We start from the raw sequence: 18,207 nt of genomic DNA, 5'->3' as shown, positions 1-18,207 counted from the left end.
AAATACACTTGATTTAATAAATATACATATGTATAATGAACTCATCATCAATCGGAAGTTTGGGGGCGAACATTTTATGAAATTATTAGAAGAGGTTCAGCTTAAGTTAGTGTCAAGCCTTAAAGGGAAGGATCTATTGACATTATTAGACTATACAAGTGAAGAGGTTCAGGAGTTAATCCAATTAGCTACACAATTAAAAAAGATTACGAAGGCCGGAAGATGTCCGAGATTACTAGAAGGTAAGACATTGGGAATGATTTTTGAAAAACATTCAACACGTACGCGTATTTCCTTTGAAGTTGGCATGAATCAACTTGGAGGAAAAGCAATGTTTATGCATTCCCGCGATATGCAAATTGGACGTGGTGAACCGATTTCAGATACAGGACATGTTTTATCAGGCTATCTTGACGCAATCATGATTCGTGCAAACTCACATGAAATGGTGAAAGAATTAGCTGATCATGCTTCAATCCCAGTTATTAATGGATTAACAGATATCTATCATCCGTGTCAGGCATTGGCAGATCTAGAGACAATAGCAGAATGCAAAGGGGACTTAAAAGGACTGAAAATTGCTTACGTTGGAGATGGTAATAACGTGGCACATTCCTTAGTGGTGGCAGCTGCACATGTGGGAATGGATATTGTTGTAGCAACGCCTATTGGTTATGAACCAAATGAAGAAGTGATTGCAAAGGCACAGAAAATTGCCAAAGAGAATGGTAGTCTTGTAAGTGTAACGAATGATCCAGTTGCTGCTGTTAAAAATGCAGATGCGGTTTACGCAGATGTCTGGACTAGTATGGGGCAAGAAGAGGAAACGGCAAAACGTTTAGTAGATTTCGAAGGCTATCAAATTAATGATCAATTAGTTGCTCATGCAAAAGCTGACTACATGTTCTTACACTGCTTGCCAGCACACCGTGAAGAAGAAGTAGCAACTTCCGTTATCGATGGCCCGAATTCATTTATCTTTGAGCAAGCGGAGAATAGACTCCATGCGCAAAAGGCAGTATTGGCATCAATTTTAGCATAAAAGCGTAACTAAAAATATATTGGCTCTGCGACGAAAGCCAGCGACAGTCGCAAGCGGAGAAAAGACTCCATGCGCAAAAGGCAATATTTTTAACTAAATGAATTAGCAAAGTAAAAATTATATACGGGCTGTATATTTTTACTTAATGAATAAAAAAGAAATTTGTCTACGGGGGACTCGCTGTAGCGATTTCATGCGATGTCGTTGTTCAGGATGGAATGCCTCATCGCTACATAAGAAAAGCAACCTGGGAGACGCTGGGTTGCTTTTTAATATGGTTACACAACTGTTTGTAAGCAGAAAAACAGCCCTTAAATAAACATACTTTAAGAGGCTGCCTGATGAGACGGTACTTATTCATTTGTAAGGATCACTTCTCCGTCAATCTCTAATAAGTGAGCAATTTTTTGGGATATTTCCTCAGTAGTTGTGTTTAAAGAAAGGGCAAGCTCTGAGAATAAGATACTTTGCATTGAAACCAACAGCTTGCGGTCTTGTTCCGGAAATTTCTTTTCATTATTTTCTATCTCGTGTTTTTTCACAAGTAAAGTATTAATCACTTTAGCAATTTCTTTTCGATCACCTTTTTTGGCAATGAGAGAATAGCCTTGTGTACGTTGGTTGCCTTTATCAATCCATTCTATGCCTGGTTCAGTAAACAATTCCAAAATTTCTTCAGCTTCTTCTTTAGCCATAAGTGTTGAAATGGTTTTATTATCAACAGGAGTACTGATTTCTAATTTTTCATTATTAAGAGGATGCAGTACATAGTAGGTTTTTGTTACACCTGAAATAGTCTTTTCACTGATGCCGTCAATTTGGCATAATCCATGAGCAGAATAGATAATCGTATCACCAATATTAAACATTATTTCGCCCCCAAGTACATATTGTCAACTAGGTTGACTAATTTCATTATAGGTTATTTTAAGAAAAATGTCAACTTAGTTGACAAATGGTGCGTGATTGAGTATATTATTCTCGAAAATGAGATGCAAGGGAATGATTGATTGACGTGGAACCATTAGACTTATTTGATCTTATTAGTGAGCGACACGGTACGATACGAAGAATTTTAGAAGAAAAATGGAACGAAATGAGTGATATTTCCATTTCGAATTCAGAATGGTACATCATGTCAAAGGTGAATAACCATCAGCCAACAATATCGATGGTTGCTAAAAACGTACAAATATCTCGGCAAGCAGCCCATAAATTTGTTAAGAAATTAGCATCTAAGGGATTAGTCGAATTAGTACCAGGTAGTAATAATCGTGATAAATGTATTCAATTAACAGACCTAGGACAAATTTGCATTGATAAGTACAATCTGTTGAAGATGGACATTGAAAAGAAAATCTCGGAAAAAGTTGATCTTGAACAATTAAATAAAATATTGAAAAGTGATTGGGGAATATAAAGGTAGAAGGCTGCCAAGACATGAAAACTCAAGCAAGCCAGCCTTACATTTCATTAGTTTTGAAATGCTTTTGAAAGTTTTTCAGTAAATTGCTGTTGTTCGTCTGGTGAAGATGCATGCCACCATTTTTCTAAAAATACGCCAAGACCAGGTAATAAATGCTCGTCTCCACGCGTAATTGCATCTTCTACAGTATCGCGGAACTCGGCAGCACTATCACCTTGTACATTTGAAGTAATGGCTTGTCTAATTTGAAAATTCATAACAATCGCCTCCTTAATGACTAGTCTGCATCACTAAAAGGAAACTATACATAGTAAATTAAGTAATTCGGCAAAGTTGTCTAATCAAATAATAAAAAATAATAATTCCACAATAATTTGTTACTGCGGAATTTATTATTTTCGATTAATCTTTCTATTTTACATATAGAAGACCAAAGAGTGATTGGCTATTGTGGTTAAGTTCCAGATGATTTCGAGATGAATGCGACTGAAATATACTACGGGATTTCTAGTAAATATAGAAATCATGGACTTGCCACTGAAGCAGCCCGCGCAACTTTATCATGTGGATTCGAAGTCATTGGACTAAATAAAGTTATTGCATTTTAGAGTGGGAAACTGATTATAATGGACGAAAAAAGAACCTACATATGGTATGCACGAACAAATGTAGATTCTTGGTTTATTAAGCTAATGCAAGCATCCGATCAAGTGACAATTTTGCTTCCTTAGTTACTTCAGGAGCAACCTTAATGATATTTCCCGGCACGTCTTCTGTAATCATTTCTAATGCCCACAAGAGATGGGGTAAATCAATTCGATTCATTGTTAAGCATGGACACATATTTTCATTTAGTGAAATGATTTGCTTATCTGGGTGATCCGCAATAATACGTTTAACCAGATTCATCTCTGTTCCGATAGCGAAGCTTGAACCCGCTGGAGCAGAATTAACTGTGTCCACGATATATTTTGTTGAGCCATTTAAATCAGATGCTTCAACAACTTCACGACAGCATTCTGGGTGAACAATGATGGTCATTTGGGGATATCTTTCTCGTACATTTTTTATATTTGATACGGTAAAGCCTTGATGAACTGAGCAATGGCCTTTCCATAAAATGACCCTTAGATCTGCTAGGTTACCTTCATACTCAAGTTCGCCTTTCATCGGGTTCCAGACAGCCATCTGCTCTAAAGGAATGCCTAATTCGTATGCTGTATTTCGTCCTAGGTGTTGGTCAGGTAAGAAGAATAAACGCTCTTTTTGAGTATATGCCCATTTCACCATTTTCTTAGCATTAGATGATGTAACACAAGCCCCGCCATTTCTTCCTGTGAATGCTTTAATGGCAGCTGTTGAATTGACATACGTTAAAGGAATGATTGTATCGCCAAGCAGCTTCTGGAGTTCGATCCATGCTTCTTCCGTTTGATAGATATCCGCCATATCCGCCATTGAACATCCTGCACGCATATCTGGCAAGTATACAATTTGGTCATCTGTCGTAAGCATATCGGCAGTTTCAGCCATGAAATGTACACCACAGAACACGATATGCTGTGCTTTTTTATTTGCTGCTGCGACTCTTGCAAGCTGCAATGAATCTCCTATACTATCCGCAAACTGAATAACTTCATCCTTTTGATAATGATGGCCTGGTATGAATAATTGATCTCCAAGCGTTTCTTTAATTTCGAGTATTCGTTGTTCCATCTCAGAACGCTTCATTGTACGATATTTTTCAGGCAGCATATTGCTTCCGAGTAAACTAGTGATACCCATTAATCTTTTCTCCTTTCAACTGTACTAGAGCACTTATATCCAATGCTTTCACAGAGTGGGTGAGAGCACCTAACGAAATAAACTCCACACCACTTTTTGCATAATCTTTTAAATTATCAAATGTAATGCCACCTGAAGCCTCCGTGATGATGGACGAAGGGACAAACGGCAGCCAATTGCGGATTTCCTCAGGGCTTCGATTATCGAACATAATAATATCTGCTTTTGCTTCAATCGCTTCGATGAGCTGTTCTTTCGACTCAATTTCAACTTCGATTTTAACAGTATGACCGATTTTTGATTTCGCATCAGATACAGCTCTAGAGATGCTTCCCGCAAAAGAGATGTGATTATCCTTCAACATAATACAGTCATATAGGCCACTCCGGTGATTATAGGCCCCCCCTGTACGAACTGCATACTTATCCAGCATTCTAAGTCCAGGTATCGTTTTTCGAGTATCACAAATTTTTGCATTTGTTCCTTTCGTTAACTCGACAGCTTTATAAGCATTTGTGGCTATACTACTCATTCGTTGAACTAAATTTAAAATAACTCGTTCACCAGCTAATAAGCTTTGTAAAGAACCCTCAATGACTGCTATCTCATCACCTATTTCAATTTTTTCTCCATCTCGTTTTAATAGAGTTACTTCTATGGAAGAATCCAAGATTTTAAAACCGGTTTGGATAATTTCAGCTCCACAAAAGATGCCCGCTTCTTTCGCGTAAAAAGTAAAAGAGCCTTTATCGGATGAAGTAAATAATAATTCACTTGAAAGATCTCCATCTCCAATATCTTCATTGAAAAATTGCTTTAACATTGTTTGCAGTTTGATTTTGTTCATAAAGTCCTTCCCTCACATATGTTTTTTCTTTTTCAAACACGACCCATTTGTTCTGCCAACCTTGGTGCAAGCGTGCGAAGTCTTCGCGGATATGGGCACCACGAGATTCCTCTCGCAAAAGAGCGGCATTCACTATTAAAGAGGATGTAATATGCATAAAAGTTAGCTCAATTTGTTGTTTCGTACATTTGCTTAAATCAAAGAATCTTACTTGATCATACGTCGGCAGGAGCTCTTGCAATTTGGTTAAGTCTTCTCGATTTCGAATGATTCCAGCATTTTTTAGCATTTCTTCTTGTAGCGTTTTTGCAGAAAGAAGTGTTAACTTTTTATCTTTGTTTAAAGTAGGGCACTCCTGAAAATGGTTTTGCCTAGTTCCATATGATAATAGATTCTCCGCCATCAGCTTTCCAAAGGTAATACCTTCAAGCAAGGAATTGCTTGCTAAACGGTTAGCCCCATGGACGCCGGTACATGCAGTTTCTCCTGTAGCAAGCAGTCTTGGAATGCTAGTACGCCCATAGCAATCTGCTGAAATACCACCCATTAAAAAGTGACTGCCAGGTGCGATTGGGATGCGTCCTTGTGAAATAGCAATCCCATTTTCTTCACAAATTTGAGAAATGGTTGGAAATTTGCTCTTAAAGTCAGAAATGGCAGAAATGTCGAGAAAAACTTCATTTCCTTTAGCCCGTTCTTTATATATTTCAAATGCAGTTACATGACGAGGTGCTAAATCTCCTAGTGGATGCTTATTCTCCATTAACCTGTGTCCATATTGATCGATAAAATACCCACCAGCACCGCGCACTGCCTCTGAGACAAGCCCTTTAGCAGCACCATTTATATAAAGTAAACTAGGGTGAAATTGAACAAATTCCATGTCAGTAATTTGTGCACCTGCAAGATAAGAAAGCGCAATCCCATCTCCAACACTATCTGGACAGTTAGAAGTGCAAGCATAAACACTTCCTGCTCCGCCTGTAGCAAGGATGACGTAAGAGGTATAGTAAGTTGAATCCCTCGAATCGATTTTTTTCGTTTTTACTCCGATACATTCACCGTGAGTATTCAGTAGTAGTTCATAGGCAATTTCATGTTCATGGACAATTACATTTTCAGGTAACTCTGCTATTAAGTGTTCGACCAATGCTTTGCCTGTTGCATCACCACCGGAATGGAGTATGCGCGGTTTACTGTGTGCACCTTCGAGACCAAGTGATATTGCCCCTTGATTTGTACGGTCCACAGGAAAGTCCTGATTGATAAGTTGATGAACTGTTTCTATTCCTTTTTCGACTAATCGTTCTACATGTTGCTCCACGTGATGATGTTCACCAGCGAGAAGCGTGTCCTGGATATGAAGAGTCGAATGATCATCATGACTTATTACAGCTGCAATACCGCCTTGAGCTTTATAGGAACTACCGTTTCTAATATCAGACTTCGTAATAATGTGGACTGTAAAACGCCGAGATAATACCTGGGCAGCCTGAAGAGCTGCAATTCCACTACCGATAATGACGATGTCTGTTTCGATTTTCATAGATTTACCTTCTTTACAGTTGTCTTTACACCTATCTTTACATAAAATGAAGTGGAAAACAAGTATTGGAAGTATGTAAGTTTCATAGAGAATTAAACGGAATAGCTTGGTTTTCAGACTATAAAACTAAGGGGATTTCATCATGATATATCTTGACTATGCAGCAACAACACCGATGACAGATGAAGCAATTGCAGCGTATTCAGAAGCTGCAAAGATTGTTTTTGGAAATACATCCAGCCTACATGATGCAGGGGGCAATGCTAGTTTTTTATTAGAGGAGGCTCGAACTAGAGTTGCAAACAAATTAGGGATTAATCGTAATGGGGTCATTTTTACAGGCAGTGGGACAGAAGGGAATCTTCTTGCCATATTATCTCTAGCCAGAGCTGGTAAAGGAAAACATGTGATTACATCTGCAGCAGAGCATACGAGCGTTCATGCAGCCATGACTACACTTGAAAGAGATGGCTATGAGGTTACGAAGCTCCCACTAAATGAATATGGAATAGTGGATGTTGATATACTTGTTAAATCGATACGTGAAGATACGGTGTTAATTTCAATTCAGCATGTAAATTCAGAAATTGGAACCATTCAGCCAGTAGAACGAATTGCAAAAATTGCTCGAAAAAAAGACATTCCCTTTCATGTAGATTGTGTTCAATCCTTCTGTAAATTGCCAATTGAGCATTTAGCAAAGGAACTCGATGCTATAACCATCTCAGCACATAAATTTGGAGGTCCAAAAGGGTGTGGAGCGATTTATCTAAATCCGAGGAAACGATGTGTCCCTGTTTTTCCTGGTCTAACCCATGAAAAGGGAATCCGTGGAGGGACAGTAGATCTTCCAGCAATTATTGCAATGGTGACAGCAATGGAGCAATTTGCCTATCAAAAAGAGACTTTTCAACTTTATCGTAATCGCTTAAAACAGATTTTAAAGGATGCAGGTTGTGATTTTATTGAAGCCGAGGCAGATTATCAGCTTCCAAGTATATTAGGAATATGTCTAAATGGGGTAGAGGGGCAATTTGTGATGCTGAGGTTAAATGAGGAGGGAATTGCCATTTCTACAGGAAGTGCCTGTGATATTACTAGCAGCTCTGGAACAAAAGCCATTTTAGCAATGGGGCAAAACTTATCAAAAGCACGACAGTTTTTCCGTGTATCCTTTGGAGAAGGGACAACTAAACTAGAAATTGATAAATTAGGAGATAGCTTAAAGAGTATTGCTCGGGAAGTAAGGCTGTAAACAAAGAAATTTTCTGTGAGGAAGATCATTTTTTACACTGACCGACTTTTCATGTAAAATTAGGCAATAGAACGAAAAGGAAAAGGCGGTAAACGTACAATTATGAAACGAATTGAATCACCACAGAATGCTTTAGTCAAGCATTGGAAAAAGCTTGTGACGACAAGAAAAGAACGTGAAAAATCAGGAGAATTTATCGTAGAGGGCTTTCATTTAGTGGAAGAAGCTTTAAAGAATAAAGAGCAAATCGTTCAAATAATTGTTCGTGAGGGTGTGGATTTACCATTACTTTGGGATATCGACAATGTAGCGATGGTTGAAATAACTGGAGCAATTGCAACAGAACTTGCTGAAACAGAAAACTCTCAAGGCGTTTTTGCCCATTGCAAACAATTAGAAGTAGATTCGAATGCTTTAGCGAGCTGGAGAAAACTTTTACTGGTTGACGCAGTTCAAGATCCAGGCAATATCGGAACAATGATTCGCACGGCAGATGCTGCAGGAATTGATGCGGTGGTCTTAGGGAAGGGATGTGCCGATGCATATAATCCTAAAACATTACGTTCAGCTCAAGGTTCTCATTTCCATATCCCCATTGTTCGCGGGGAATTGGCTGATTGGATAGAAGATCTACAAGATCGGGAAGTTAAAGTGTACGGTACTGCTCTTCAAGAGGCTGTAGTGTATACAGAAGTTAATACATCAGGTAGCTTTGCTTTAATCGTAGGAAATGAAGGCAGTGGTATCCATCCACAGCTTCTAGATAAGACTGATCAAAATGTCATTATTCCAATTTTTGGACAAGCTGAGTCTTTAAATGTAGCAGTAGCAACAGGCATCTTGCTATATCAATTTGCAAAATAAATAGGGTAAACACCGATTCACTAATTTGTGGTCGGTGTTTTTGTTGTGCAGCTTCCATGATAAGTTAGGAAACGGCTAAATCAGCTCCAAGAACGCCAATAATCTTGTTTCCATCTAAAATTGGCATGGAGAGTGTAATGCAAGCTTTTTTTGTAAGGGCAGAAATATAAACGTCAGAGGTAAAGGTTTTCCCTCCAGAGGCTTCGATAAACCATGGACGTAATTTTGCATTTACAAGGGCTGCCGTCGGGTTTGAATATATAAATGATCCATCCAAACGATTGGACCATATGGCTTCAAATTGTATATTGGCTGTTAAAATTGTATCTAGTTGCATCTGATGTACCTCTGCATTCAAAGAGATTAATTCATTTGCCCGAATAGTTTTAAGAAGAATTTCTTTTGAATTTTCCACTAAAGTGAGGTCAATATTCGAGTTCATTAGAACTGCATCTTTGTGGATGAGGGATTGCAATTCCTCAGAAGTTGTGTTCAATGCATGACTAATAGAACGGATTTCTTCCACGTTTTCATGTTGTTTATCTAAATCATTTGTAACTTGGTAGACATGTTCTTTATTTTCATGGGCCAATTGCGAGATTTCCTGAAGGATTTTAGAAATTTCTTGAATACTTTCACGTTGTCCGTCTACAGATTCTGTTGACTCAGAAACCATACTTGTAATAGAAACTAAACGGGATTTAAAGGATTGCATGGATTTTAAGATTTCCTGAAGCTCAGTAGACCCTTCTTCTATTTGCTTTGTTTCTGTTACAACCATGTCAGTGGAGCTATTGATCCCTGTTAATATTAAATCCAAGTTTTCTCGGGTTTGTTCCACTGCAATTGAAGTTTGGTTCGCTAAATTTCCTACTTCGTTTGCAACAACTGCAAAACCTTTACCATGATCACCAGCTCTTGCTGCTTCGATTGAGGCATTTAAAGCGAGAATCCTAGTCTTTTGTGAAATGGAACCAATTGTATGGACAATATCATGTATGTTTTTAGAATTGTTTACCAGCTGGTTCATTTGCTGTAGAAGCAAATGATGACTTTGTTTTAATGCGTCAAATTTACTTTGAAGGGACTGAAAGGATTCAACGGATATCACTAGTTCTTCATTTGAGGTTTGGCTATTTGATAAAATTTCCTGTGAAAAAGCTGAAATATGTAAGGCTGAAGATTCGATTTCGCTCATTTTTATTGCTACCTGGTGCGTATTATCAGCAGTTTGCATACTATGGTCTAATAAACTACTTATTTTATCTTTACTTGATGATGATGTTTCTTCCAGGTCTATCGAAGCAATATTCACTTGCTCCACAATCCCTTTTAGTTGGTCAACTGCAACTTGAATTTGTCCATCGATATCCCGAGATGCTTCTTCCGGTGAAGAGTGATTATTTAGTTCTTCTTTTCTTTTTAAAAATAACATGATACCCCTCCTTGAAAGTAATGTCATAAAATCTAACATGTGGTTATTAAAAATATACCATATGAGTAAATTTTTCTATAGAGAAAGTTTAAATTCATTTCTTTTTACCTATTTTAGAAACTAGATAAAAGGTTTAGTTACTTATTGTTTGCAATACTTGAAACGTTTTCTGTTTTGCCGTAAAATAATGAGGACTTTAAAAACAAATAACTTTTTAAATGCGTTTGTAGCGGGAAGAGTAAATAGTGAAGTGACTATCCAGGGAGCATAAGCCTTAGACTGAAAGCTTATGTATGGTCGAAAGTATTGAAGTTCACCCCGCAAGCAGCTTCCGGGATCAAGTTTTGTGAAAGGAATGCCGGCCAATCGAGTCGTTATGTCAATGAAGTGATTGCAATGTTTTGCTTGCAATAACTAGGGTGGTACCGCGAATCTAGTCCTCGTCCCTTTTTAGGGGCGAGGTTTTTTGTGTTTTCTTATGGAAAGGGCGAGGCGGAACTTTAGTAATTGTGTTGATTAGGTTAAAACGGCGAACGCACGTAAAACAGCAAAACTCGCATGGAAAACGACGGCTCGTAACCACCACAAAAAAACAAAGCAAATGGTATTTTAACAAGGAGGGTATACACGTGGAACAACAATTAAAGCAATTAGAACAAGAAGCGTTGGCGAAGCTACAAGCTGCATCCAACTTAAAAGAGTTGAATGACGTTCGTGTTGCGTATTTAGGAAAAAAAGGTCCGATTACAGATTTATTAAAAGGAATGGGAAAATTATCTCCTGAAGAACGTCCGAAAATGGGAGCTCTAGTAAATGCAGTACGTGAAAATGTAACAGTCCAATTAGAAGAAAGAGTGGCTGTACTGGAAGAACAAGCAATCCAAGAGCAATTAGAGAAGGAATCCATTGATGTCACTTTACCAGGACGTAAAGTACGTCAAGGAAACCGTCACCCATTAACACGTGTTGTTGAAGAGATTGAAGATTTATTCGTATCTATGGGCTATGAAATTGCGGAAGGGCCAGAAGTTGAAAAGGATTATTACAACTTCGAAGCGTTAAACCTGCCAAAAGGCCACCCAGCTCGTGATATGCAGGACACTTTCTATATCACAGAAGAAACGCTTTTACGTACGCACACTTCTCCAGTGCAAGCTCGTACAATGGAATTAAAAAAAGGTGAACCAATTCGCATTATTTGCCCAGGGAAAGTATTCCGTCGCGATAATGACGATGCAACTCACTCACATCAGTTCATGCAAATTGAAGGTCTCGTAATCGGAGAAAATATTCGCATGAGTGATTTAAAAGGAACACTGGATGCGTTAGCGAAGAAAATGTTCGGAGATGATCGTGAAATTCGTTTACGTCCAAGTTTCTTCCCATTCACAGAGCCTTCTGTAGAAATGGATATTTCTTGCTTCAAATGTGGCGGTAAGGGCTGTAACGTCTGTAAGCATACAGGCTGGATTGAAATTTTAGGTGCAGGTATGGTCCATCCGAATGTACTTGAAATGGCTGGCTATGATTCGAAAAAAGTATCAGGCTTTGCATTTGGTATTGGGGCAGAACGTATCGCAATGTTGAAATACGGAGTAGATGATATTCGTCATTTCTATACAAATGATAGTCGTTTCTTATCACAATTCCATAGAACAGAAGGGTAAGGGGGTACAACTATGTTAGTTTCATTAAATTGGTTAAAACAATATGTTGATATAGATGGTATTGCACCAGAAGAGTTAGCTGAAAAAATTACGCGTTCAGGGATTGAAGTGGATGCGGTAATCGATCGTTCCCAGGGAATGACAAATGTTGTAGCTGGGCATGTCGTTTCAAAAGAAAAGCATCCCGATGCAGATAAATTGAATGTTTGCCAAGTGGAAGTAGGTGAAGGGGATATCCGTCAAATTATTTGTGGTGCTCCTAATGTGGCAGCTGGGCAAAAAGTAATCGTCGCTTTACCTGGTGCACGTCTTCCAGGTGGGGTAAAGATTAAAAAAGCGAAAATGCGCGGTCAAGAATCAAACGGAATGATTTGTTCTCTACAAGAATTAGGTGTTGAAGGTCGAGTTGTACCAAAAGCCTATGCAGAAGGGATTTATGTATTACCTGAAGAGACAGTTCCTGGTAGTGACGCATTAGAATTAATCGGACTTCGTGATACTGTATTGGAACTGGGTTTAACGCCAAATCGTTCAGATGCCCTTTCTATGCTTGGGGTTGCTTATGAAGTAGCTGCAATTTTATCACAAGATGTAAAATTACCTGAAATCAAGTACAATACAGTTTCAGAAAAAGCTGAAGATTTCATTAAAGTTCGTGTGGAAGCAAAAGAAAATCCATTATACGCAGCGAAAGTTGTTAAAAATGTGAAAATCGAAGAATCTCCACTTTGGCTGCAGCACTACTTAATGGCTGCGGGTGTACGTCCGCATAACAATGTAGTTGATATAACGAACTATATTTTAATGGAATATGGTCAGCCTCTACATGCATTCGACTATGATGCATTAAGCTCAAACGAAATCCTTGTCCGTTTAGCAAATGAAGGCGAGAAAATTGTAACTTTAGATGATCAGGAACGTACTTTAAAAGGTCATAATCTTGTTATTACAAATGGCAAAGAACCCGTTGCAATTGCAGGTGTTATGGGTGGTGCGAACTCTGAGGTTACAAGTGACACAACAACAGTTGTCATCGAAGCAGCTTATTTCGATGGTTTCTCCGTTCGTCGTACATCAAAGGAATTAGGCTTGCGCTCTGATTCGTCTGCTCGTTTTGAAAAAGGGGTAGATCCAAACCGCGTACTTATTGCAGGAGAACGTGCTGCTCAGCTTTTAGCGGAGCTTGCTGGCGGAGAGGTTCTAGAAGGAACTGTAGCCGTGGATGATTTAGATAAATCGCCTGCACGAGTTGTTGTTTCACCAGATTTCATCAACAATCGTCTTGGCATGAAAATTTCACTAGAGGATATGTTATCCATTCTAAATCGTCTACAATTCGATGTGGAAGCAGCAAATGGTTTATTAATTATTGATGCACCTACACGTCGTCAGGATATTAAAATTGAGGAAGATATCGTGGAAGAAATTGCGAGACTTTATGGATATGATGAAATCCCGATGACATTACCGGAAGGCAATGAGCAAATTGGCGGCTTAACTCCTTACCAAGGAAAACGTCGCATCGCTCGCAATGTAATGGAAGGTGCCGGACTTTACCAGGCAGTCACATATTCATTAACATCAGATGAGCTTGCTCAAAAATTCGCACTTAAAGCCGAAGATACAACTAGATTATTAATGCCAATGAGTGAAGAACGTTCAACTTTACGACAAAGCTTAATTCCACATTTAGTAGAAGCAGCAAGCTATAACGTGGCTCGTAAAGCGGATTCTCTAGCTTTATATGAAATTGGTTCTGTATTCCTTGGTAAAACAGCAGAAGAACTTCCGTATGAAGAAGAGCATCTTGCTCTAGTGGTTTCAGGCAAATGGGTAGATAATGCATGGCAAGGCGAGAAGCTACCAGTAGATTTCTTTGTTGCCAAAGGAATTGTAGAAAGCTTATTTGAAAAGCTTGGCTTAACTGAACGCCTATCTTTCGAAAAAGCAAGTGTTGATGGACTTCACCCTGGTCAAACGGCTACTATTCTACTTGACGGAGAAAAAGTAGGAATAATCGGTGGTTTACACCCTTCAGAACGAAAAAAATACGATTTAAAAGATACATTTGTAGCAGAATTAAACTTGAATGCGATTCTTACAGCTGAAGTTGAGGAATTAGTTTACACATCTGTTCCGCGTTTCCCGGCAATGACACGTGACATTGCTTTAGAGCTCGATCGTTCAAAACCAGCTGGCGAAATTATCCAAATTATCCGTAATGCTGGAACAAAATTATTAAAAGAAGTAAAAGTCTTCGATGTTTATGAAGGAGAGAAAATGGAGGCTGGTAAAAAATCCGTTGCCTTCTCATTAACATACTTCGATCCAGATCGTACATTAACGGACGATGAAGTAGTAAGCGCACATAACAAAGTGTTAAAAGCTTTAACTGAAGCTGGTGCCGAACTTCGATAAAAAGGTTTAAAAAAGAAGAGTTGCGCGGGTTTACTCGGGCAACTCTTCTTTTTTCGTTCCAGGGTTTAATACTCCAACCAATGCAGCGATTACACCGACAACGGCGTGAATGAATGCGAAGGTATAAAAATTAAAATAAATCGAATATGTATACTCATTTAATTCTGGTAAATTAAATATCCTGCCAACGTTAGCTCCATCCAATTTAGCTAAAGTTTCATTTTTATAACCTAGTGAAAAGTACACGAGTACACAAATCAACAAAAATCCTCCAGCAACCGAGAAAGACTTCATTAATCGATCGTTTGTATTCCTTGTCAACTTGAAAATGTATCGATATGTAATAAACATACTGAGCAATAAAAACGGTAAAACAAATATTATCCCGATAAAACCTAAACTTTCACTACCCACAGATTCTTCGGGTTGAATTGTGAAGAAATGTCCTATTATGAGAAAGCCGAGCAGCGAAATCCCAAGACTTATTAACCAACTTAATCGAATCAACAATATCATCCTTTCTAATAAGTACTATACATGTCCTGCCATTTTGTTTCAAATGGAGTGGAGGGGAAAAGTATAGACTGAAAATACGTAGTTTGGAGAATTTTATATCTAAATCAAATCATATATAATAAGTAAGTGGAAATATTGAACAAAGGGGATATAGAGATGCTTACAAAAGAAGAAACAGTATTAGTATTAATTGATATTCAAGGAAAACTAGCAGAAATCGTTCATGATAGTGAATTTGTGATTTCCAATTTAGCAAAGGTAACAGAAGGGGTCCAGATTTTAGGATTACCAGTTTTATGGCTGGAACAGTATCCTAAAGGGCTTGGACCAACTGTGGAGAAAATTGCACAAACCTTGCCTAATCAAAAACCTATTGAAAAAATAACATTCAGCGCATATGATACACCCGAATTTGTTGAACGATTAGAAGCAACAAAGCGTAAAAAGGTTCTGCTTGCTGGAATCGAAACACATATCTGCGTATACCAAACAGCCGCACATTTAATTCAAAATGGTTATGAAGTGGAAGTACTTGCAGATTGTGTATCTTCACGCACATCAAAGTCTCATGAAATCGGACTTCAAAAAATGATGCAGCTGGGTGTAAAGGTGACTACTGTAGAAATGGCCCTATTTGAAATGCTTCAGGTTGCAAAAGGAGATCAGTTTAAAGCAATTAGTAAGCTTGTAAAATAATATATTAGATAAGGTAAAACCATACAAGGCCTTGTATTAACAGGCAGATTGTATGGTTTTTAATTTCTATATGAAGGGTAGAGAGCATAGGGATAAATTAACTACTTTACAAGGGGGGAAATTAATGCTCGCAACCTGGACCTGGATTGTGACTGTTGTTTTAAGTTTATTTTTTATTGGAATGTCTTTGAGATTTAGAAAGAAGTCAAAAGAAAGCTTTCTTCAATTTGCAATTGCTGGAGGAACATTGCCATTTTTCTTACTTTTATTTACTGATCTTGCGACTATTATGGGTGTAGGAAACTTTATCGGTCACTCTTCAAATGGGTTTGAAATTGGCATAGCCAATATACCGTTTATTATCGGAGAGCAAGGCGCAAAAATACTCTTTGCCTTATTATTTGCAGGGTTTGCTGCTAGGTTTACTTATAAAAGTATTGCAGAATTATTAAATGATTTAATCTTAAGGGATAAAGTATCAAGAGCTATTGTAGGAATCTTAACTTCAGCCATCATGATTGCCTGGATTGGGGGGCAAGCAAAAGGTATGGGTCAGCTTTTCTCCGTATTCACAGGCGCAGATCCTCTGCCATTAATCTTTTTCTTCTCCACTGTTTTTATTATCTATACAACGGTAGGCGGAATGTTGTCCGTTGTTTGGACTGATTTTATACAAGGAGTTTTATTGTTGGGTATAGCGATTTGGTTTTATATCAAAGTTTACGCAAAAATCGATTTTAGCTATTCAACGTTAAAAACAATGTTAGCTGAGGTTAATGCTAGTCACCTGACACAAATTAGCATTTCTCCTTGGGAAGTTGTCACACTCTTTGTAACGGGGTGTTTTGGGGTATTAGCTGCTCAAATGTATTGGCAACGATGTTTTGCGGCAAACAATCCCAAAGCAGCTAGTCGAGCTATGTTGTACAGCGGGATTGCTGCAATTTTATTTACCATTTTAGCCTCCGTTTCAGGAATGATTGTAAAAGCATTGAATCCTAATGTAGATTCTGCTAATGCAGTTCCCTGGTTAATCTTAAATGAAATGACCCAAACTGCGGCCCTTGTTTTCTTTATATTAATCTTCTTAGCCGCCATTTCAAGTGCGTCCTCCTTGTTGCATTCTGCAGCCATTGTTATTGTAAATGACCTGATCATCCCCTTTTCAAAGGAAATGAAGGATGCGAAGTTAATTGTTCTATCGAAATGGTTGGTTGTTTTAGTGGGGATATTTTCAACATTAGCAGCGAACTATTCTGAATCCATCATTAGCTTGTTCTCCTTTGCCTATACACTAACTGGTGGTGGGGTTGTACCGGTACTGATTGTTGGACTTTTATGGAAGAAACGGAAACACGAAAAATTTGAAATGGGAACACAAAATAGTCGTGTATCGGTTTGGGGAGGTAGAATCGGTTTACTTTCGGGAGCTATTGCGTCTGTGTTATTTGGAATCCTTTGGGGAGTGCTAATTTCAACAGTCTTAACGGTTATTGTTTCGTTCATTCTTCCAAATAAAACAGATTTAAATAGAACGCCAGAATTTGAAAGTGCATGAAAATAAATAGGAGAAACGCTATTATTTGAAGCGTTTCTCTACTAGGGACTATTTCTTTTTATTTACTAGCCTTCTAGCCTTTTCCGTATTAGCAAAATGCCACTTTGAGATGGATTTCAAAGTCTCCTCGCCATGTTTTATCCATATCCGTGCTGCCATATCATCTACTTTTCCACTTGCACCTTTTTGCAGATTCATTCCTACTGATTTTGACAATCTGTCCATTTCTTTTAAGAAAGCGTAACGAGCTAAAATAGATGCAGCGGCTACGGACACATGAAGCTGCTCGGCTTTTGTTGAAAATAAGACATTCTCACGAACAATTTCTTTTTCACTTTTTATATGATTATAATAGATGTTTCTTTCTGCGAATTGGTCGATTAAAATATACTCAGGTTTTTCCGGCTCTATTTTAGTCAAGACATGTTTTAGAGCTTGGTTATGAAGCATCGCCTTTATCTTCCCTTGTGAATATCCTTTGGCTTGGATGGCATTATATCTATCATTTCGTAATGTCAAAATACTGTAAGGGCAAACAGCCATAATGTCAGGAGCAATTTTGAGCATGATCTGGTCATTCAACATTTTTGAATCCTTAACACCAAGCTCATAAATAAGGTCTATTTTTTCTTTTGGTACATAGACAGCTGCAACAGTAACTGGTCCGAAATAATCACCAGTACCAGTTTCATCTGACCCTAGCACTGACATCGTTGCGAAATTTTCAGGAAGTATATCGCCCTTTGTTTTAACCGTTTTATTTGAATTTGTAGTAATTGTTGATTGAGTAGAAGGGGATTTGACTTCACCCCAACGGCTTGCTTCTCTTGTGGCTCCACTTCCTTGGAACATTACCTTTCCGGATTTGTAGAGGGTAATAGCTGTATCCGGAAGTTTTGCTGCAAAAATTACTCCGGGTGCATTGCGTTGTATAGTCGAAGAAGCATAATAGGATCTCACTTTATTTTGTTCTTCCATTGAAAGCTGTAACACAATATTTGACATTTAGTTCGTTCCTTTCTTCCATCTAAGGTTCACATCAAAAACAATTTCATGGTATGATATGTATTATAAATTTTATTAATATATTCTAATGAAGAAAAAATAAACAAATCTATGAATAATTCTCATGATTTGATAATCAGGATTACA

At 38.1% G+C, this 18,207-nt stretch carries 17 protein-coding genes and 1 other annotated feature; of the genes, 9 read left to right on the top strand and 8 right to left on the bottom strand.

The window, feature by feature from the left end:
* Positions 1–76 precede the first annotated feature (76 nt).
* The gene (gene argF / locus C1N55_RS13875) at positions 77–1,042 is read left to right on the top strand and encodes an ornithine carbamoyltransferase (RefSeq protein WP_137729389.1); all 966 of its coding nucleotides are present in this window, start codon (positions 77–79) and stop codon (positions 1,040–1,042) included.
* Positions 1,043–1,395: 353 nt separating this feature from the next.
* Here argF and C1N55_RS13870 read toward each other — a convergent pair whose 3' ends face one another.
* Positions 1,396–1,911 carry a CarD family transcriptional regulator gene (locus tag C1N55_RS13870; protein ID WP_137729388.1) on the bottom strand — a complete coding sequence of 172 codons (516 nt, stop codon included), beginning with the start codon at positions 1,909–1,911 and terminating at the stop codon, positions 1,396–1,398.
* A gap of 146 nt (positions 1,912–2,057) precedes the next feature.
* Between C1N55_RS13870 and C1N55_RS13865 the strand changes: the two genes are divergently transcribed.
* Positions 2,058–2,462, top strand: a complete 405-nt coding sequence (locus C1N55_RS13865) for a MarR family winged helix-turn-helix transcriptional regulator (RefSeq protein ID WP_370452621.1) — start codon at positions 2,058–2,060, stop codon at positions 2,460–2,462.
* Positions 2,463–2,515: 53 nt separating this feature from the next.
* Here C1N55_RS13865 and sspI read toward each other — a convergent pair whose 3' ends face one another.
* Complete coding sequence (gene sspI / locus C1N55_RS13860) at positions 2,516–2,725, bottom strand: small acid-soluble spore protein SspI (RefSeq protein WP_137729387.1); 210 nt, start codon at positions 2,723–2,725, stop codon at positions 2,516–2,518.
* 219 nt (positions 2,726–2,944) lie between these two features.
* Between sspI and C1N55_RS21030 the strand changes: the two genes are divergently transcribed.
* Entirely contained in the window at positions 2,945–3,076 is a 132-nt protein-coding gene (locus C1N55_RS21030) for a GNAT family N-acetyltransferase (RefSeq protein ID WP_137729386.1), read from the top strand.
* A 76-nt stretch (positions 3,077–3,152) separates the two neighbouring features.
* Here C1N55_RS21030 and nadA read toward each other — a convergent pair whose 3' ends face one another.
* Genes nadA through nadB form a run of 3 tightly spaced genes read right to left on the bottom strand, consistent with a single transcriptional unit; the run spans position 3,153 to position 6,646 of the window.
* Positions 3,153–4,253: a quinolinate synthase NadA gene (gene nadA, locus C1N55_RS13850; RefSeq protein WP_137729385.1), complete on the bottom strand. Its 1,101-nt coding sequence runs from the start codon at positions 4,251–4,253 to the stop codon at positions 3,153–3,155.
* Positions 4,240–5,100: a carboxylating nicotinate-nucleotide diphosphorylase gene (gene nadC, locus C1N55_RS13845; RefSeq protein WP_137729384.1), complete on the bottom strand. Its 861-nt coding sequence runs from the start codon at positions 5,098–5,100 to the stop codon at positions 4,240–4,242. The genes nadA and nadC overlap by 14 nt, the downstream gene beginning before the upstream one ends.
* Positions 5,054–6,646, bottom strand: coding sequence for an L-aspartate oxidase (nadB, locus tag C1N55_RS13840; RefSeq protein WP_205758475.1), 1,593 nt, complete (start codon positions 6,644–6,646; stop codon positions 5,054–5,056). Before nadB ends, nadC begins: the two co-directional genes overlap by 47 nt.
* Before the next feature lie 142 nt (positions 6,647–6,788).
* On the opposite strand from nadB, the gene C1N55_RS13835 reads away from it, so the two are divergent.
* The gene (locus C1N55_RS13835; RefSeq protein ID WP_137729383.1) at positions 6,789–7,901 is read left to right on the top strand and encodes an IscS subfamily cysteine desulfurase; all 1,113 of its coding nucleotides are present in this window, start codon (positions 6,789–6,791) and stop codon (positions 7,899–7,901) included.
* A gap of 102 nt (positions 7,902–8,003) precedes the next feature.
* Complete coding sequence (locus C1N55_RS13830; RefSeq protein WP_137729382.1) at positions 8,004–8,765, top strand: TrmH family RNA methyltransferase; 762 nt, start codon at positions 8,004–8,006, stop codon at positions 8,763–8,765.
* 64 nt (positions 8,766–8,829) lie between these two features.
* Here C1N55_RS13830 and C1N55_RS13825 read toward each other — a convergent pair whose 3' ends face one another.
* Positions 8,830–10,200, bottom strand: a complete 1,371-nt coding sequence (locus C1N55_RS13825; protein WP_137729381.1) for a methyl-accepting chemotaxis protein — start codon at positions 10,198–10,200, stop codon at positions 8,830–8,832.
* Positions 10,201–10,414: 214 nt separating this feature from the next.
* Positions 10,415–10,651 (top strand) — a binding site (T-box leader).
* A 178-nt stretch (positions 10,652–10,829) separates the two neighbouring features.
* Between C1N55_RS13825 and pheS the strand changes: the two genes are divergently transcribed.
* Both pheS and pheT read left to right on the top strand, forming a co-directional pair.
* Positions 10,830–11,867 (top strand): phenylalanine--tRNA ligase subunit alpha, encoded by a 1,038-nt coding sequence (gene pheS / locus C1N55_RS13820; protein ID WP_137729380.1) that lies wholly within the window; start codon positions 10,830–10,832, stop codon positions 11,865–11,867.
* A gap of 12 nt (positions 11,868–11,879) precedes the next feature.
* A complete protein-coding gene (gene pheT / locus C1N55_RS13815) occupies positions 11,880–14,285 on the top strand; it encodes a phenylalanine--tRNA ligase subunit beta (protein ID WP_137729379.1) in 2,406 nt (801 codons plus the stop codon).
* Between the two features lie 30 nt (positions 14,286–14,315).
* Here the strand turns inward: pheT and C1N55_RS13810 are convergent, their stop codons facing one another.
* The gene (locus C1N55_RS13810; RefSeq protein WP_137729378.1) at positions 14,316–14,792 is read right to left on the bottom strand and encodes a nucleoside-diphosphate sugar epimerase; all 477 of its coding nucleotides are present in this window, start codon (positions 14,790–14,792) and stop codon (positions 14,316–14,318) included.
* 165 nt (positions 14,793–14,957) lie between these two features.
* Between C1N55_RS13810 and C1N55_RS13805 the strand changes: the two genes are divergently transcribed.
* Together C1N55_RS13805 and C1N55_RS13800 are read left to right on the top strand one after the other, a co-directional pair.
* On the top strand, positions 14,958–15,497 hold the full coding sequence (locus tag C1N55_RS13805) for a hydrolase (RefSeq protein ID WP_137729377.1): 540 nt from the start codon (positions 14,958–14,960) through the stop codon (positions 15,495–15,497).
* A gap of 124 nt (positions 15,498–15,621) precedes the next feature.
* Positions 15,622–17,055, top strand: coding sequence for a sodium:solute symporter family protein (locus tag C1N55_RS13800; RefSeq protein WP_240758301.1), 1,434 nt, complete (start codon positions 15,622–15,624; stop codon positions 17,053–17,055).
* Positions 17,056–17,103: 48 nt separating this feature from the next.
* On the opposite strand, the gene rnhC is transcribed toward C1N55_RS13800, so the two are convergent.
* Positions 17,104–18,060 carry a ribonuclease HIII gene (rnhC, locus tag C1N55_RS13795; protein WP_137729375.1) on the bottom strand — a complete coding sequence of 319 codons (957 nt, stop codon included), beginning with the start codon at positions 18,058–18,060 and terminating at the stop codon, positions 17,104–17,106.
* Positions 18,061–18,207: the final 147 nt, after the last annotated feature.

The sequence above is a fragment of the Lysinibacillus sp. SGAir0095 genome (genome assembly GCF_005491425.1).
Lineage (GTDB): Bacteria > Bacillota > Bacilli > Bacillales_A > Planococcaceae > Ureibacillus.
This window is presented reverse-complemented; position numbering and strand designations above follow the sequence as displayed.

Bases quoted from the DNA above. Each gene is read 5' to 3' on its own strand.
- C1N55_RS21030 (WP_137729386.1), top strand. From the start codon at position 2,945: ATGAATGCGACTGAAATATACTACGGGATTTCTAGTAAATATAGAAAT.
- nadC (WP_137729384.1), bottom strand. From the start codon at position 5,100: ATGAACAAAATCAAACTGCAAACAATGTTAAAGCAATTTTTCAATGAA.
- C1N55_RS13830 (WP_137729382.1), top strand. From the start codon at position 8,004: ATGAAACGAATTGAATCACCACAGAATGCTTTAGTCAAGCATTGGAAA.
- C1N55_RS13825 (WP_137729381.1), bottom strand. From the start codon at position 10,200: ATGTTATTTTTAAAAAGAAAAGAAGAACTAAATAATCACTCTTCACCG.
- C1N55_RS13800 (WP_240758301.1), top strand. From the start codon at position 15,622: ATGCTCGCAACCTGGACCTGGATTGTGACTGTTGTTTTAAGTTTATTT.
- C1N55_RS13870 (WP_137729388.1), bottom strand. From the start codon at position 1,911: ATGTTTAATATTGGTGATACGATTATCTATTCTGCTCATGGATTATGC.
- argF (WP_137729389.1), top strand. From the start codon at position 77: ATGAAATTATTAGAAGAGGTTCAGCTTAAGTTAGTGTCAAGCCTTAAA.
- rnhC (WP_137729375.1), bottom strand. From the start codon at position 18,060: ATGTCAAATATTGTGTTACAGCTTTCAATGGAAGAACAAAATAAAGTG.
- nadA (WP_137729385.1), bottom strand. From the start codon at position 4,253: ATGGGTATCACTAGTTTACTCGGAAGCAATATGCTGCCTGAAAAATAT.
- C1N55_RS13805 (WP_137729377.1), top strand. From the start codon at position 14,958: ATGCTTACAAAAGAAGAAACAGTATTAGTATTAATTGATATTCAAGGA.
- sspI (WP_137729387.1), bottom strand. From the start codon at position 2,725: ATGAATTTTCAAATTAGACAAGCCATTACTTCAAATGTACAAGGTGAT.
- C1N55_RS13835 (WP_137729383.1), top strand. From the start codon at position 6,789: ATGATATATCTTGACTATGCAGCAACAACACCGATGACAGATGAAGCA.
- pheT (WP_137729379.1), top strand. From the start codon at position 11,880: ATGTTAGTTTCATTAAATTGGTTAAAACAATATGTTGATATAGATGGT.
- nadB (WP_205758475.1), bottom strand. From the start codon at position 6,646: ATGAAAATCGAAACAGACATCGTCATTATCGGTAGTGGAATTGCAGCT.